The 17,105-nt window shown below is 49.5% G+C and carries 13 protein-coding genes; 9 read left to right on the top strand and 4 right to left on the bottom strand.

Going from position 1 to position 17,105, the window contains the following annotated elements:
* Nucleotides 1-8: 8 nt before the first annotated feature.
* The 3 genes from ACMHKJ_RS03325 to gyrA form a co-directional block, all read right to left on the bottom strand.
* Nucleotides 9-1,499, bottom strand: a complete 1,491-nt coding sequence (locus ACMHKJ_RS03325; RefSeq protein ID WP_413492056.1) for a response regulator — start codon at nt 1,497-1,499, stop codon at nt 9-11.
* Nucleotides 1,414-2,850 (bottom strand): hypothetical protein, encoded by a 1,437-nt coding sequence (locus tag ACMHKJ_RS03330; protein ID WP_413492057.1) that lies wholly within the window; start codon nt 2,848-2,850, stop codon nt 1,414-1,416. Before ACMHKJ_RS03330 ends, ACMHKJ_RS03325 begins: the two co-directional genes overlap by 86 nt.
* Nucleotides 2,851-3,024: 174 nt before the next feature.
* On the bottom strand, nt 3,025-5,655 hold the full coding sequence (gyrA, locus tag ACMHKJ_RS03335) for a DNA topoisomerase (ATP-hydrolyzing) subunit A (protein ID WP_413492058.1): 2,631 nt from the start codon (nt 5,653-5,655) through the stop codon (nt 3,025-3,027).
* A 257-nt stretch (nt 5,656-5,912) separates the two neighbouring features.
* Between gyrA and ubiG the strand changes: the two genes are divergently transcribed.
* The 9 genes from ubiG to ACMHKJ_RS03380 all read left to right on the top strand — a co-directional run bounded on the left by ubiG (nt 5,913) and on the right by ACMHKJ_RS03380 (nt 15,293).
* Nucleotides 5,913-6,650, top strand: a complete 738-nt coding sequence (ubiG, locus tag ACMHKJ_RS03340) for a bifunctional 2-polyprenyl-6-hydroxyphenol methylase/3-demethylubiquinol 3-O-methyltransferase UbiG (RefSeq protein WP_413492059.1) — start codon at nt 5,913-5,915, stop codon at nt 6,648-6,650.
* Between the two features lie 378 nt (nt 6,651-7,028).
* Nucleotides 7,029-9,323 (top strand): class 1a ribonucleoside-diphosphate reductase subunit alpha, encoded by a 2,295-nt coding sequence (nrdA, locus tag ACMHKJ_RS03345; protein ID WP_413492060.1) that lies wholly within the window; start codon nt 7,029-7,031, stop codon nt 9,321-9,323.
* A 12-nt stretch (nt 9,324-9,335) separates the two neighbouring features.
* On the top strand, nt 9,336-10,466 hold the full coding sequence (gene nrdB / locus ACMHKJ_RS03350) for a class Ia ribonucleoside-diphosphate reductase subunit beta (RefSeq protein WP_413492061.1): 1,131 nt from the start codon (nt 9,336-9,338) through the stop codon (nt 10,464-10,466).
* Nucleotides 10,466-10,732 (top strand): class I ribonucleotide reductase maintenance protein YfaE, encoded by a 267-nt coding sequence (gene yfaE, locus ACMHKJ_RS03355; RefSeq protein ID WP_413492062.1) that lies wholly within the window; start codon nt 10,466-10,468, stop codon nt 10,730-10,732. Before nrdB ends, yfaE begins: the two co-directional genes overlap by 1 nt.
* Before the next feature lie 210 nt (nt 10,733-10,942).
* On the top strand, nt 10,943-12,088 hold the full coding sequence (tyrP, locus tag ACMHKJ_RS03360) for a tyrosine transporter TyrP (RefSeq protein ID WP_413492063.1): 1,146 nt from the start codon (nt 10,943-10,945) through the stop codon (nt 12,086-12,088).
* Between the two features lie 270 nt (nt 12,089-12,358).
* Nucleotides 12,359-13,027, top strand: coding sequence for a CDP-alcohol phosphatidyltransferase family protein (locus tag ACMHKJ_RS03365; RefSeq protein WP_413492064.1), 669 nt, complete (start codon nt 12,359-12,361; stop codon nt 13,025-13,027).
* Nucleotides 13,024-13,701 (top strand): lysophospholipid acyltransferase family protein, encoded by a 678-nt coding sequence (locus tag ACMHKJ_RS03370; RefSeq protein WP_413492065.1) that lies wholly within the window; start codon nt 13,024-13,026, stop codon nt 13,699-13,701. Before ACMHKJ_RS03365 ends, ACMHKJ_RS03370 begins: the two co-directional genes overlap by 4 nt.
* Nucleotides 13,691-14,617: a phosphatidate cytidylyltransferase gene (locus tag ACMHKJ_RS03375; RefSeq protein WP_413492066.1), complete on the top strand. Its 927-nt coding sequence runs from the start codon at nt 13,691-13,693 to the stop codon at nt 14,615-14,617. The genes ACMHKJ_RS03370 and ACMHKJ_RS03375 overlap by 11 nt, the downstream gene beginning before the upstream one ends.
* A gap of 64 nt (nt 14,618-14,681) precedes the next feature.
* Entirely contained in the window at nt 14,682-15,293 is a 612-nt protein-coding gene (locus ACMHKJ_RS03380) for a histidine phosphatase family protein (RefSeq protein ID WP_413492067.1), read from the top strand.
* 35 nt (nt 15,294-15,328) lie between these two features.
* Here ACMHKJ_RS03380 and adeD read toward each other — a convergent pair whose 3' ends face one another.
* Nucleotides 15,329-17,095 carry an adenine deaminase gene (gene adeD / locus ACMHKJ_RS03385; protein WP_413492068.1) on the bottom strand — a complete coding sequence of 589 codons (1,767 nt, stop codon included), beginning with the start codon at nt 17,093-17,095 and terminating at the stop codon, nt 15,329-15,331.
* Between the last annotated feature and the right edge of the window lie 10 nt (nt 17,096-17,105).

A 17,105-nucleotide genomic window follows, 5' to 3' on the forward strand; every position in this document is an offset into this window, starting at 1 on the left:
CACACCGCTTACACCGGTTTTACCGGGGTAACCTCAGGGACATACTTCTGCATCATGGTGCGCAGTGACTGCATTGATACCGGTTTGGAGAGGCAATCATTCATACCGGCGGCCAGACAGCGCTCACGCTCTTCTGCCATCGCATTTGCGGTGATACCGATAATCGGCAGCACCACGCCCTTCCTGCGCAATGCCCGTGTCAAATCATAGCCGTTCATATTCGGCATATTAACATCTGACAAAATGATATCCACCTCATGGGTTTCCAGGAAATTCAGCGCATCCAGCCCGTCATCCGCAGTCGCCGTATGGAAACCAAACAGATGCAATTGATCTGAAAGCAGGTGTCGGTTGATCGGATGGTCATCCACAATCAGGATACGGACATAGTTCGCCTGCTGATTATCCGGCAACGCCGGCGGCGGCATATCATCCGGCTCTTCTTTACGGTTATCCAGCCGGTCAGAGATAAATTCATACAAGCCGTCAAGCTGATGGGTATTATGAAGCCAGTGGTTTCCGCCCTGCGGCACAGGTTTATCGGTATAACCTGCATTAAGTTCAATCAGCAGCCGTGCCTGCTTCATCACCGGTGTAACCATATCCGTTATCACCACCGCCTGCGATAAATCCGCGCACTCATCCAAACAGAGCAGTGCCGGGGCAATCCCTGACCACGCACACTGCATATAATCAGCCAGCACACGGTTATTGAATTCAAACACCAGAGGGACTGTCAGCGGCTCAATATCAGTACAATTGCCGGACCGGTACGCGGTATAAAGCGGAAAACGTATCCCGAACAGGCTGCCGACTTCTTTCTGTGACTCCACAATCATGTCGCCATCCATCAGTGAGATCAGTTTTTCACAGATAGGCAGCCCCAGCCCGGTGCCCTGAGACGGGCTGTCCCTGTTCGGTATAATCTGATAGAACGGGTCAAACAACTGGCGCAGCTCATCATCACTTATGCCCCCGCCGGTATCCTGAATATCCACATGCAGATAGTCACCGTGCACATAAACATGAATGCACACCATACCAACCTGTGTATATTTAATCGCATTATTAAACAGATTGGCGATGACCTGCTGCATACGTACCGGGTCATTACACACCAGCTCCGGCACATTTTTTTCAATAAAGCAGTACAGTGAAAGATGTTTTTTTGCCACCAGCGGCAAATAGTTCGCCACCACAAAATGGATATGTTCGCGGAAATTAAACTCTCTTGTCTCAATTTTCAGCTGTTTGGACTCGATTTTAGAGAAATCGAGAATATCGCTGATAATTTTCAGTAACAGAGATGAGGAGTTATTCATGGTGCCCAGCAGGCGCTGTGCATCCTGAGAGTGCGCCATTGACTGCAACAGTTCCAGGTTACCGATAATGCCGTACAACGGTGTACGCAGCTCATGACTGACTGTCGCCAGGAACATGGACTTGGACTGGTTCGCCTGCTCTGCCGCCTGTGCCACTTCCTGTAACGAGCTGTACACGGGCGCTGATATCCACCAGCACACAAATAGCCACTTCTTCATTCTGATAGCGTGAATGCACGAAACTGACCTGAAGGTGTCCTCCGTTACGGGTCACCATATCCTCCATTCCCTGCCGCTTTTCTTTAATCAGAAGCCCGATACGGTTGCGATCCTCAAAAGAGAGCATCCGCCAGTAATTATGTGCCAGCTCATTACTCAGCAGTGCCGTGCCGTCCTGGGTCCGCAAAATACAGATACCGACAGGTGCGGAGGCCACAATTTTATGATTGAACTGCTCATGCTCTTCCAGACGCACAGCATTATTCTCCGCCGGCATAAAAATCCGCCGTTCCAGAATCCAGGTAAACAGCCCGATAAAAATGGCGGAAATCAAGTTCAGTATTGCACCATTGAGCAACTGAAATTTCATTTTTTCATAAATGGCACTCAGCGGCGTGGTATAGATCACATTAAAAGAGGAAGGCGTCAGTTTGCGTTTGAGCATCAACTGAGTAAATTCTGCATCATAACCGAAATAATTATCTTCAACCTGGTAACTGTCTTTATTTTTCTGCGGATTAACTTCATTCGGATACGACAATACTCTCTCATTCTGCTCATTCATAATCAGAAGATTGACCGGGAACTGACGCAGACGATTATAATTTTCCAGTTGCAGGTTACGTTCTATTCCCATCAGGGCAATAAACTGCCCGTCATAATAGATTGGCATCATAATAAACAGACTGCCCGTCCCCTGATTGCTCCCCGGCGCAATCCAGTAAATAGTCCGCTCTTTTCCCTGACTTTTGAGTTTAAGATAATACTGAGAATAATCATTGACCATTCTGCGCAGCGTTTCCGGATCAGTAGAGAGATTTTTGATCGGGAACGATACCATGCAAAATGTCTGAGAGCCGATCAGAAAAACCTGGTTGAGTCCCTGGGGTGCAGAAATATTATCCTGCCAATAAGTAAGAAGATCTTTAAACGCGATAATATAAGAGCCGGTTGTTGTGCGGAATACACCACAATCCGCTTTGGCATTCAGCGGTTGGTAACCAATAAAAGACCCGTCTGTCGTGCGCTTGAGTGTCGGGATCAGTCCCTGCTCATTTTTACCTTCGACAAACCGCTCATTCATATACTGAATATCACGCGTAATATCTGCGGATTGTCGGAAATACGCTAATAATGCATCATAATCTGAAAGATATTGTTGGCGGATATCATTACGCATCCCGTTATAGATATTCAGCAAATAGAATACGGTAACCAGCGCGCCCAATCCCCATAACATCACACCGACGATCCGGAACAGATAACGCGAAATTTTTAGTGATGTCTGGAATGATGAAAAGTATCTCAAAGGGGCTCCGCCAATAATGAATCTTAAATATTCATAAGGTTTCAGACTGTTATGCCTAGGATATACCACTGTGCAATGTTTACAAAATCCCGGAGCTAAATAAAAAGCAGGAACAATATTATTGTTCCTGCTTTATTAATATTTCTGATTTTATATTACAAAAACCCGGTAACGTTAACCGATATTATCTTCTGTCCCGGTATCACCGTTTTCTGCGATATCTGCAACATCCGTACTTTCACTGTCAGCATCCGATTCACTTTCATCCTCTTCCGGTTCGGCGAGGCGCTGTAAACCAACTACTTTTTCTTCTTCACCCGTACGGATAAGTGTCACACCCTGGGTATTACGCCCCACGATACTGACTTCAGAAACACGTGTACGCACCAGTGTGCCGGCATCGGTTATCATCATTATCTGATCATCCGTGCTGACCTGGATGGCACCAATCACTTTCCCGTTACGTTCACTCACTTTAATTGAGATAACGCCTTGTGTGGCACGGGATTTGATTGGATATTCCGCCTGCGCAGTCCGTTTACCGTAACCGTTCTCTGTCACTGTCAGAATTTCACCGTCATCACACGGGATAATTAAGGATACAACCGCATCATTATCACCAAGACGGATACCACGGACGCCTGTTGCGGTGCGCCCCATGGCACGGACAGCATCTTCACGGAAACGGACAACTTTCCCTTCCGCTGAGAACAGCATAACTTCGTTGTTACCATCAGTCAGATCCACACCGATCAGTTCATCGCCTTCATTGAGATTAACCGCAATGATACCGGCGCTGCGCGGACGACTGAAATCAGTCAGTGAGGTTTTCTTCACTGTACCGCTTGCCGTTGCCATGAAGACAAATTTACCTTCTTCATATTCACGGACAGGCAGGATAGCGGTGATACGCTCGTTCTGCGCCTGATCCAGCGGTAAAATGTTGATAATCGGACGACCACGGGCACCACGGCTTGCTTCAGGTAACTGGTACACTTTCAGCCAGTACAGTTTTCCTTTATTGGAGAAGCAGAGGATAGTGTCATGCGTGTTCGCAACCAGAAGACGCTCAATGAAATCTTCTTCTTTGATGCGCGCCGCTGACTTACCTTTACCACCACGGCGCTGTGCTTCATAGTCTGTCAGCGGCTGATATTTCACATACCCCTGATGTGACAGTGTCACAACCACATCTTCCTGGTTAATCAGATCTTCAATATTGATATCAGCGGTGTTTTCTGTGATGACAGTCCGGCGGGCATCATTGTACTGCTCTTTCGCTGCAACCAACTCTTCACGGATAACTTCCATCAGCCGCTCAGGGGTTTGCAGGATATACAGCAGACCGGCGATCAGTTCCAGTAATTCGCGGTACTCATCCAGCAGTTTTTCATGCTCAAGACCGGTCAGTTTCTGCAAACGCAGATCCAGGATTGCCTGAGCCTGAACTTCTGTCAGGTGATACTGTCCGTCACGGATACCGAACTCTTCACCCAACCCTTCCGGACGGGCTGCGTCATCACCGGCACGCTCAAGCATCGCGGCAACTGTTCCCATCGCCCAGGCTTGTGCCAGTAATCCGGCTTTAGCTTCCGCAGGCGTTGGTGCGCGGCGGATAAGCTCGATAATCGGATCGATATTGACCAGCGCAATCGCCAGACCTTCAAGGATATGCGCACGTTCACGCGCTTTGCGTAATTCGTAGATTGTCCGGCGGGTCACCACTTCACGGCGGTGGCGGACAAATGCGCTGAGGATCTCTTTCAGATTCAGGATCTTCGGCTGTCCCTGATGCAGGGCAACCATATTGATACCAAACGTGGTTTGCATCTGCGTCAGTGAATAAAGGTTATTCAGTACCACTTCACCAACTGCATCGCGTTTCACTTCAATAACAATGCGCATCCCGTCTTTATCGGACTCATCGCGCAGTCCGCTGATCCCTTCAAGACGTTTTTCTTTAACCAGTTCCGCGATTTTTTCAATCAGGCGCGCTTTATTCACCTGATACGGAATTTCATGAACAATGATGGTTTCGCGGCCGGTTTTTGCATCTGCTTCGACTTCAGCACGAGCGCGGATATGAATTTTACCGCGACCGGTACGGTATGCTTCCAGAATACCGCGACGACCATTAATAATTGCTGCTGTCGGGAAGTCCGGTCCCGGGATATGTTCCATCAGCCCTTCGATTGAAATATCTTCATCGTCGATAAAGGCCAGACAGCCGTCAATGACTTCACCCAGGTTATGAGGCGGGATATTTGTTGCCATCCCGACTGCGATACCGGAAGAACCATTCACTAACAGATTCGGGATGCGGGTCGGCATAACCTCAGGGATCATTTCAGTGCCATCGTAGTTCGGCACGAAATTCACGGTTTCTTTATCGAGGTCAGCTAACAGCTCGTGCGCAATTTTCGCCATACGGACTTCCGTATAACGCATTGCCGCGGCGGAGTCACCATCGACGGAACCGAAGTTACCCTGACCATCCACCAGCATATAACGCATAGAGAATGGCTGAGCAAGGCGGACTATTGTTTCATATACAGCACTGTCACCATGAGGGTGATATTTACCGATAACGTCCCCGACCACACGGGCAGATTTTTTATATGCTTTATTCCAGTCATTACCCAGCTCTTTCATCGCGAATAATACGCGGCGGTGAACCGGCTTAAGGCCGTCTCTCACATCGGGGAGTGCACGTCCGACAATGACGGACATCGCATAATCAAGATAAGAGTTTTTCAACTCTTCTTCGATATTAACGGGCAAGATTTCTTTGGCGTTGTCGCTCATGGAGCCAGTATCCCTCATTACTCCGGATTTCAAGGTCTGGAACTATATCACAAATCGTCAATGTTTAGAAAATTAGAAAATTAGATATTAAATTATCTACTCTGAATAATTAGGGATACCTGTAAGCAGGCGGAGCGTAGTAAACAGCATCGTGAAGTATGACGAGTATAGGGATGACGCATCCGGGTCCGCATTGTATACTGGCGCTAATACGAATTCCGGCAGGTTCTGCCGCAGGAAAGAGAGAGAATGAACGAATGAACGACACCACCCGCCCGCAACCTTCCCCGCTGACCGCCAATGTCGACCCCGCTGAAATTAAAAAATTTGAGGATGTTGCCTCGCGCTGGTGGGATAAAGAAGGTGAATTTAAACCTCTGCACCGGATAAACCCGTTGCGTCTGGACTATATTCAGCAGCGGGTCAACGGCGTGTTCGGCAAAACAGTGCTGGATGTCGGCTGCGGCGGCGGTATTCTCTCTGAAAGCATGGCGCGTGAAGGCGCTGTGGTGACCGGGCTGGATATGGGAGCAGAACCGTTACAGGTTGCACGTCTGCATGCACTGGAAAGCGGCACAGATATCACTTATGTGCAGGAAACCGTTGAACAGCATGCAGAACAATACCCGCAGCACTATGATGTGGTCACCTGCATGGAGATGCTGGAGCACGTACCGGACCCGGCATCTGTTATCCGCGCCTGCGCCCGTCTGGTGAAACCCGGCGGTGATGTGGTGTTCTCAACCATCAACCGCAACAAAAAAGCCTGGTTTATGGCGGTTATTGCCGCCGAATATATTCTGAAGATGGTTCCGCCGGGCACACATGACGCCAAGAAATTTATACGTCCCGCCGAAATGATTGAGTGGATGAATAACACCGGGCTGCGTGAACAACATATAATCGGCTTACACTACAATCCGTTAAGTGATAAATTCTGGCTGGCACCCAATGTAGATGTAAATTATATGTTGCATACGCGTTTTATTTTATAGTGTCAATATAATTACGTGATAGATTAATAAAACGCCAAACGAATCGCATTTTATTAAAATTATCTGTTCACGTAACAAGGTAAGCACAGTTTCATTTTTCCAGTGATCTCAGTGCTTACCACTCTGTTTGCAGGTGACTATCCTCAAGTTATCCACAAAAGATCCCGATTTTGTACACTTGATCCCGGCGCCATTTATCATTATCTTGTTACCCATCTTTTACAGACACACTACATCTTGTGTTTAAATCGTTTAGCGCCCACCATTGACATTCCCGGGATTTTTGTTCAGGGGATCGTTTCTTTTTGGGTTTATTGCGCAATAATAACGGCTTCAACACCGGAGTGGTGTAATTTTCAAAACAGGGTATATCAACTGATGAACCAGAATCTGCTTGTTACCAAACGTGACGGTCACAAAGAACGTATCGATTTAGATAAAATCCACAGGGTCATTGCCTGGGCCGCTGAAGGTCTGAATAATGTCTCCGTATCCCAGGTCGAGTTACGTTCCCAGATTCAGTTCTATGACGGGATCCGAACTGCGGATATCCATGAAACAATGATCAAGGCAGCCGCCGATCTTATCTCCGCAGAAACCCCGGATTATCAGTATCTTTCAGCCCGCCTGGCTATCTTCAACCTGCGCAAGAAAGCCTACGGTCAGTTTGAACCGCCTGAATTATATGCCCATGTGAAAAAGATGGTTGAAGCCGGGAAATATGACGAAAGTCTGTTAACGGATTATACCGAATCTGAATTTGATCAGATGAATGAGTTCATCGACCACTGGCGCGACATGAATTTCTCTTACGCGGCAGTCAAGCAGCTGGAAGGGAAATATCTGGTTCAGAACCGGGTTACCGGCGAAGTCTATGAAAGCGCACAGTTTCTTTATATTTTAGTGGCGGCATGCCTGTTTTCGCATTACCCGAAAGAAACCCGTCTGGATTATATCCGCCGTTTCTACGATGCGACCTCCACCTTTAAAATTTCACTGCCAACGCCAATAATGGCCGGCGTCCGTACCCCGACCCGCCAGTTCAGCTCCTGTGTTCTGATCGAGTGCGGTGACAGCCTGGATTCCATTAACGCGACCTCCGGTGCGATTGTCAAATATGTCTCCCAGCGCGCAGGTATCGGTATCAATGCCGGTCGTATCCGCGCACTCGGCAGCCCTATCCGTGGTGGTGAAGCATTCCACACCGGATGTATCCCGTTCTACAAACATTTCCAGACCGCGGTTAAATCCTGTTCGCAGGGTGGTGTGCGCGGTGGTGCGGCAACACTGTTCTACCCGCTCTGGCATCTGGAAGTGGAAAGCCTGCTGGTGCTGAAAAATAACCGGGGTGTTGAAGGAAACCGTGTCCGCCACCTTGATTACGGTGTCCAGCTAAACAAACTGATGTATGAGCGTCTGATCAAAGGTCAGAATATTACCCTGTTCAGTCCGTCTGATGTACCGGGGTTATATGACGCGTTCTTCGCCGATCAGGATGAGTTCGAGCGCCTGTATGTGCAATATGAGAAAAACCCGTCCATCCGCAAACAGACCCTGAAAGCGGTGGAACTGTTCTCCCTGATGATGCAGGAGCGCGCATCAACCGGGCGTATTTACATCCAGAACGTCGACCACTGTAATACTCACAGCCCGTTTGATCCGTCTGTGGCCCCGGTGCGCCAGTCCAATTTGTGTCTGGAAATCGCCCTGCCGACCAAGCCGATGAATGATATTAATGATCCAAACGGCGAAATCGCACTCTGTACTCTCTCTGCCTTTAACCTCGGTGCAATTGAGAGCCTTGATGAGCTGGAAGAGCTGGCAGTGCTTGCTGTCCGCGCCCTGGATGCTCTGCTTGATTATCAGGATTATCCGATTGAAGCTGCACGCAAAGGCTCTATGGGTCGCCGTACACTCGGTATTGGTGTCATTAACTTTGCCTATTATCTGGCAAAACACGGTGTGCGTTATTCAGACGGCAGCGCCAACAACCTGACACACAAAACCTTTGAAGCTATTCAGTACTATCTGCTGAAAGCCTCCTGTGAACTGGCAAAAGAGTACGGCGCCTGTCCGTTATTCAACGAAACCACGTATTCACAGGGTATTCTGCCGATTGATACCTACAAAAATACACTGGATCAACTGACTGACGAACCGCTGCATTTTGACTGGGAAACCCTGCGTGAAAAGATCAAAACACACGGTCTGCGCAACTCCACGCTCTCTGCCCTGATGCCGTCTGAGACATCATCACAAATCTCAAACGCCACCAACGGTATTGAGCCGCCGCGCGGCTATATCAGTGTGAAAGCGTCCAAAGATGGTATTCTGCGCCAGGTTGTGCCGGAGTACGAGCGCCTGAAATCCGCGTATGAATTATTATGGCAGATGCCGGGAAATGAGGGCTATCTGCATCTGGTCGGGATCATGCAAAAATTTGTGGATCAGGCCATTTCATCCAATACAAACTACGACCCTACCCGCTTCCCGAGTGGCAAAGTGCCGATGAATCAGTTACTGAAAGATTTACTGGTCGCATACAAATTCGGTGTAAAAACACTCTATTACCATAATACCCGTGATGGTGCGGAAGATATTCAGGGCGATCTCCCGGAAGAAGTAATAGAAGCAGCCGATGATGATTGTGAAGGCGGCGCGTGTAAAATTTAAGGTGAATAAATAATGGCTTATACTACATTTTCACAGGTACATAATGATCAGCTCAAAGAACCGATGTTCTTCGGGCAGCCTGTTAACGTCGCCCGTTATGATCAGCAAAAATACCCGATTTTTGAATCATTAATCGAGAAACAACTCTCCTTCTTCTGGCGTCCGGAAGAAGTGGATGTGTCCCGGGACCGTATTGACTACAATGCGTTACCGGATCACGAAAAACATATTTTTATCAGTAATCTGAAATACCAGACACTGCTGGATTCCATTCAGGGACGCAGCCCGAATGTGGCACTGCTGCCTCTGATCTCTATTCCGGAGCTGGAAACCTGGGTGGAAACCTGGTCTTTCTCAGAAACGATCCACTCCCGCTCTTACACGCATATTATCCGTAATATCGTGAATGACCCTTCAATTGTCTTCGACGATATCGTGGCAAATGAAGAGATAATCAAGCGGGCAAAAGATATCGCCGGGTATTATGACGACCTGATCCGTATGACCGGTGAATACCACATGTTTGGTGAAGGCACGCATACCGCCAACGGTAAAATCCTCAATGTGTCGCTGCGTGCTCTGAAGCGCCAGTTATACCTGTGCCTGATGAGTGTTAATGCTCTGGAAGCGATCCGCTTCTATGTCAGTTTCGCTTGCTCATTTGCCTTTGCCGAGCGCGAACTGATGGAAGGGAATGCGAAAATCATCAAGCTGATCGCCCGCGATGAAGCTCTGCATCTCACCGGGACTCAGCATATGCTGAACCTGCTGCGCAGTGGTCAGGATGACCCTGAAATGGCAGAAATTGCCAAAGAGTGCGAGCAGGATTGCTATGATCTGTTTGTCCGCGCAGCGGAGCAGGAAAAAGAGTGGGCGGATTATCTGTTCTGTAACGGCTCCATGATCGGGCTGAACAAAGAAATTCTCTGCCAGTATGTGGACTACATTACTAATATCCGCATGCAGGCGGTGGGTCTGCCGTTGCCGTTCAATGTCCGCTCTAATCCGATCCCGTGGATAAATGCGTGGCTGGTCTCTGACAATGTGCAGGTCGCCCCGCAGGAAGTGGAAGTCAGCTCTTACCTGGTCGGTCAGATAGACTCTGAGGTCAATACTGATGAACTGAGCAGTTTCGAGCTCTGATGCCAAGCCATAAAATTACCCTGCATGGCAACATGCAGGGGATACAACTACATTATATCAGTGAAGAACATCACACCCTGCTCAATACCCTCGAACAATCCGTTCCTGTCGAATTTCAGTGCCGCGAAGGATACTGTGGTGCCTGCCGTGTTCGGCTGAAACACGGAAAAATCGGTTATCGTACCCGCCCGGTCGCCTTTATCGGAGACGGCGAAATTCTCCCCTGCTGCTGTTACCCGATGAGTGATATTGAACTCGAGCTCTGAACCTGTTTTGTGACCGGATCTGCAATCCGGTTTTTTTACGCCAATAGTGTAATGATATCTTTACGAAACGCGTAATTTAAATTTGACACCTTTCCTGTTTTTCATTAGGATTTATTCACTTATTATTAATAGATATATCATGAGGTTTTGGTGAAAAATCGTACACTGGGAAGTGTGCTGATCGTTGCAGGGACGACGATTGGTGCCGGTATGCTGGCAATGCCACTGGCGGCTGCGGGGATCGGGTTTCCGGTCATTTCGCTTATTCTGATCGGCCTGTGGGCGATCATGAGTTATACGGCTTTACTGATGGTTGAAGTTTATCAGTACAGTTCACCAGATACGGGCTTAGGCACAGTCGCCCGCAAATACCTCGGATTACCCGGACAAATTCTTACCGGATTCAGTATGTTACTCCTGATGTATGCCCTGACAACGGCGTATATCGGCGGCGCGGGTGAGATGATCTCCGCAAGCTTTCAAACCTGGTGGCAAATATCCGTTACACCCGGTACCGCGACTATTGTCTTTACGTTGATTGGCGGCCTTGTGGTGTGTGTCGGGACTCACTCTGTGGATTTCATCAACCGCCTGCTGTTTACCGGAAAAATTATTTTCCTGATTGTGATGCTGGCCGTCATGATGCCGCACGTTAATATGGCAAACCTTGCCAGCATGCCGATTCAGAACGGACTGGTACTCTCTGCCATTCCGCTGGTCTTCACTTCATTTGGTTTCCACGGCAGTGTACCGAGCCTGGTAAATTACATGAACGGCGACAGTAAAAAACTGCGCTTTGTCTTTCTGACGGGGAGTGCCATCCCGCTGATTGCTTACCTGTTATGGCAGGTCGCAACGCTCGGGGCGATCCCGTCAGATACTTTCTTCGGGATACTCTCAGAGAAAGCCGGTCTGAACGGGCTTCTGACCGCTATCAGTGACACGGTTGCCAACAAACACGTTAATATCGTGGTCAGCCTGTTTATGGATCTGGCATTAGCCACCTCTTTCCTGGGTGTGGCACTCGGGTTATTTGATTACCTCGCCGACCTGTTCAGACGCAGCAACAGTGCATTCGGACGCTCACAAACCGGGATACTGACTTTCGCACCACCACTAATTTGCGCCCTGTTCTACAGCAGCTTTACCCAGGCACTGGCGTATGCCGCCGTGGCACTCTCATTCCTGGCACTGCTTCTGCCTGCCATGCTGGCTTACAATGTGCGGAAAAACCCGAAAAAAGGTGCTTACCGTGTTGCGGGCGGCAACAGTTTGCTTGTCTTTATCTTCCTGTTCGGATTGCTGGTTATTTCCATTGAATTTATTAAGGTTGCCGGCTATCTGCCGAATATCTGATAAACGGGCATTATCGTAATAATTATCACGCCGGGATCTATCCCGGCTTTTTTATGTTCTGTTTTATGTGTTTTGTTACATCTATACTCTAAATAATTCGGGATGCATGTAGGCGACAAGCGAAGATAGACGGGGAGCATACATCAGTATCTGACCCGGATGGCTGAGTGCAGTCAACACCCAGGCATCCTGAAGTATGACAAGTATATTATTAATAGGTGATGAAATCTTATAATATCAACAGCGTAATCTTCGCATAACGGAAAAAACATGGATACTGAAATCAAGGACAGACGTCCGATAAAAGCCCGCCAGACCCGCTGGGCAATGGCAAGCGCCCGATGGCTGCAACAGCGCGGTGCCACACCAAACGGTATTTCAGTGGCAAGCGTGGTGTTCGCCCTGTTCGCTGCACTCGCTTTTTTCGGCGCACTGAACAGTGAAATTACCACACTTCGCATACTGCTGTTTGTACTGGCAGCGCTGCTGGTTCAGGGACGACTTATCTGTAATCTCCTCGATGGCATGGTGGCGGTGGAAGGCGGATTACGCAGCCCGGTCGGGGCGGTATTTAATGATTTACCGGATCGCATATCAGATTCACTGATCCTCATTGGTGTGGGTTACGGACTGTCCGGGTTTATCACATGGACACCGGAGCTTGGCTGGGCTGCCGCACTGATGGCGGTCATGACCGCCTATGTCCGCGTGCTCGGCGGCACCTGTGAACAACCACAAAAATTTCTCGGTCCGATGGCAAAACAGCATCGGATGGCACTGCTCACTATCAGTGCCGTTATCGCCTGTTTCCTGCCGGCGGACTGGTCTCAGAGCTTGTTTTTTATCGTGTTATGGGCAATCACACTGGGCGCATTCTGGACGACACTGCGCCGCACATTTGTATTGATGGCCGATTTACGTAAGGATAACGAAAGATGACCCGCAAAAAAATGTCACCGGATAAAAAAATAGTCTCCGCGCTGCTGGTATCTGTTTGCCGGTTCCTGACAGGGATCCGCGCAAAACAAAATGCCCCGCTGCCGGAAGATAAACCCTGTATTTATTACGCCAATCACTCCAGCCATCTGGACGGGTTGGTTATCTGGTCATGCTTAACCGGCAACGCCCGTGAACACGTCCATCCGGTCGCAGCACAGGATTACTGGGATAAAACCAAATTCCGCCGTTATATTGCACAACGTATTTTTGGTGCGGTATTAATTGCCCGCGGCAAAAAGATTGAGCCGGTCAATGAAACAGAACACAATGATGCCCCGCCGGCAGAAAACCCGCTGGATATTATGCAAAAAGTACTGAGCAGCGGAGATTCCCTGATTTTGTTTCCGGAAGGGACGCGCGGTGACGGTGAGAAAATTCAGGATTTTAAAGCCGGGCTCTGGCATCTCTCCCGCCATAATCCGGATGTGGTACTGGTGCCGGTTTATCTGGAAAATCTCAACCGCGTGCTGCCGAAAGGCTCACGGGTTGTCGTACCAATAATCTGTACCGCAACATTTGGCGCGCCTGTTGAACCTGCGGGCGAACATGAAGAAAAAGCAGACTTTTTATTACGGACCCGCCGGGTGTTAGAGGCAATGCATCATGAAAGATAATGAATTATTCTGGATATTCGCCGGGCTATTTGGCTTTTTGACCGTCGCAACCATTATCGGGCTTACCCTGAAGCAGGTAAAAGGCAACACATCGGTAATAAGCAATCTTAATGCCCGTATCCGTGCCTGGTGGCTGATGTGTATTATTGCCGCTGTCGCAATCAGCATAGGCCCGATAGGCTCGGTGGTACTGTTTGCCTTTATGTCCCTGCTTGCGCTGCGCGAGCTTATTACCCTCACACCCACCCACAGGGGCGACCACGGCGCACTTTTCTGGTGCTTCTTTATCATTCTGCCGATCCAGTACATTCTGGTTGGTGTTCAGTGGTATAACCTGCTGGCAGTATTTATCCCTGTTTATGCTTTTCTGTTTATCCCGACCCGCATGGTGCTCTCAGGCGATACCCGCCATTTTCTGGAGCGCATGGCAAAAATACAGTGGAGTGTGATGATTGCGGTTTACTGCCTGAGTTACGCGCCGGCGCTGCTCCTGCTGCCAATCCCGGATTTTACGGATAATATCAATCTGCTGCTGTTTCTGATGATCGTGGTTCAGATTTCAGATGTGCTTCAGTATGTGTTCGGTAAACTGTTCGGCAAACACCCGATTGTGCCGAAACTCAGCCCGAATAAAACAGTGGAAGGGTTTGTCGGCGGCATTATCAGTGCAAGCTTTGTCGGCATGGCGCTGTGGTGGGCAACACCTTTCAGCCCGTGGGCGGCGTTCCTGCTCTCACTGATGATTTGTCTGGCGGGCTTTGCCGGTGGATTGTGCATGTCCGCCATCAAACGCGACACCGGGATCAAAGATTTCGGCTCAATGATAGAAGGACACGGCGGCATGATGGACCGGCTGGACTCACTTTGCTTCGCAGCCCCGGTCTTCTTCCATGTTCTGAAATATTTTTACGTCTGACAGCCTTATTAATATCCGGCCTGACAGATTCAGGCCGGATTCAGATTAGTCTCCGGGAAATACAATGACACACGCAAAGCATAACTATGCCGCACATAAACAGGAAATCCTGCTTATCCGTCACGGCGAACCGGCACTGGACAAAAAAACACCGGTCGCGCTGCGTGACCTGAAAACCTGGCTGGCAAAATATGATGCAAACGGTGTTCATTCCCCGCAAAACCCGCCGTTGTCCCTTTCAGCATCTGAATTATCCCGTTATTTTCCGGTCGCCAGCCCGCTTATCCGGACATCAGCATCTCTGGCTGAATTAGGAATAACCCCGCGCGTTATTATTGATGATTTGCATGAAGTTGTATTGCCGGTCTTCTCCCCCGCACTGCTGATGCCGCTGAAATTACCGCCGATGTGGTGGGTGACCGCCTTTCGCCTGTTGTGGCTGGCGGGTGGCGGAAAGTCTGTGCCGTCAGTGGCACAGGTGCGCCGCCGGGCACAGAATGCCGCACAGACACTGAGCCTGCATGCAGAAGAACACGGCGCGGTGCTGGCGATGGCACACGGAATTATCAACCGGGCACTGCGCACAGAGCTGGAAAAACAGGGCTGGCAACTGACTGAAAAAACACATAACAGTTACTGGGGAATGATGCGTTTTACCCGCAACATTCCCGTCTGATAATCACAGAGCCTCTTATTCAGTTAAACGGATAGCTATGCTGTTAACTCACTGTGTGTAAAGACAAATTTATTCACATCATACAACCCGAGGCTGGTGAGTTTCAGTGTCGGGATCACCGGCAGTGACAGAAACGCCATCTGAATAAACGGCTCATCCAGCATCACGCCGCAATCCCGGCAGGCGGCTTTAAGTAATTCAATTTCTGCCGCGATCTCATCTGCTGTTTTATCACTCATCAGTCCGGCAATGGGCAGCGCCGCATGGCTCAGAACCTGCCCGTCTGCCACCACACACATGCCACCGCCACCGGCGATCAGCTGATTTACCGCCAGCGCCATATCTGCGGGATCAATTCCTGCCACCACAATATTGTGGCTGTCATGGCTGACCGTTGAGGCCAGCGCACCGCGTGTCAGCCCGAAATTGTGCAGCAGTGCGGTCGCCGGTGGGGTTTCGCGCCCATAGCGTTCGATCACTGCAAGAGAACAAATTCCTTCATAATCAAAGTGATTGCCACTGTACGTAACCAGCTTCTCCCCGGTAATAAGCTCATTCGGGATCACACTGATGGCGCGGTAACGCCGCCCGTCTTCAGGCATAAATGTCAGGGATTGCGCTGTCACCGGACGGCGTTTCACCGTATTTTGTGACGGCGGGCGCGAGGCAGTCTGTTTTGCTTCGCGGGAGCGCAACAGCGCACTTTCATCCACCCACTGCCCGCCGCACATCACCGCCTGAATATCGACTGTTTTTTCATCACGCAGCAGAATCAAATCTGCTCTTTTTCCGGGCGCCACCAGCCCGAGATTTTTCAGTCCGAAATGCCGGGCTGCCGACCAGGACGATACCCGGTATGCCACATGCGCCGGGATATGGTGCTGATTAATCAGCCGGTAAACCAGGGCGTTCATGTGCCCTTCATGAATAATTTCCCACGGATTACGGTCATCCGTACACAGCATGCATTGCGGGCTGCTCATTGGCGTAATAAGCGGTGCGAGCGCATCAAGATTACGTGCCGCCGAGCCTTCGCGGATCATCAGCGCCATCCCGAGCGCCAGTTTCTCCAGCCCTTCCTCATAACGGTGAGATTCATGGCAATTCTCAATCCCGCCGGCGATATACGCGTTCAAATCTTTACCGGTAACCATCGGACAGTGACCATCCAGCGTCATGTCGCGGAATGCATCCAGTTTATCCAGCGTGTCTGATTCACCGGCAATCACCGCCGGGAAGTTCATCATCTCCGCCAGACCCAGTACATGCGAATGATTTTTGTACTTCAGCATGTCTGCCAGCGGAAAATCTGCGCCGTTTACATCACTGCCCGGAAGTGCCGGTACACAAGAGCTGACCTGCACAAACTGATTCTGCTGCGCGGTTTGTGCACAACGCAAAAACCATTCGATACCCTCTTCACCCATCACATTCACAATTTCATGCGGATCACAGACAATTGTCGTCACTCCGAGCGGCAGAGTTGCACTTTCAAAGGTCACCGGTGTCATCATGCTTGATTCAATATGCAGATGCGCATCAATAAAGCCCGGAACGATCACGGCATTTTTCCCGTCAATGACCTGATGCGCCGGCGCATCCTTATAAACAGCACCCACACCGGCAATTGATGTACCGCTTATCACCACAGGTCCCTGAAATCCACCTCCGTTCACCAAATCCATGATCCGGACATTATCAATACGATAATCAGCAGGTACTTCACTGCGGGCAACGGCAAGGAGTTTTGTCATCGCGTCGCGATCCGGCGTACGTGTATGTTTATTTTTCTCACTGTTCATCACTGTCCCC

The sequence above is a fragment of the Morganella psychrotolerans genome (assembly GCF_965118875.1).
Lineage (GTDB): Bacteria > Pseudomonadota > Gammaproteobacteria > Enterobacterales > Enterobacteriaceae > Morganella > Morganella psychrotolerans_C.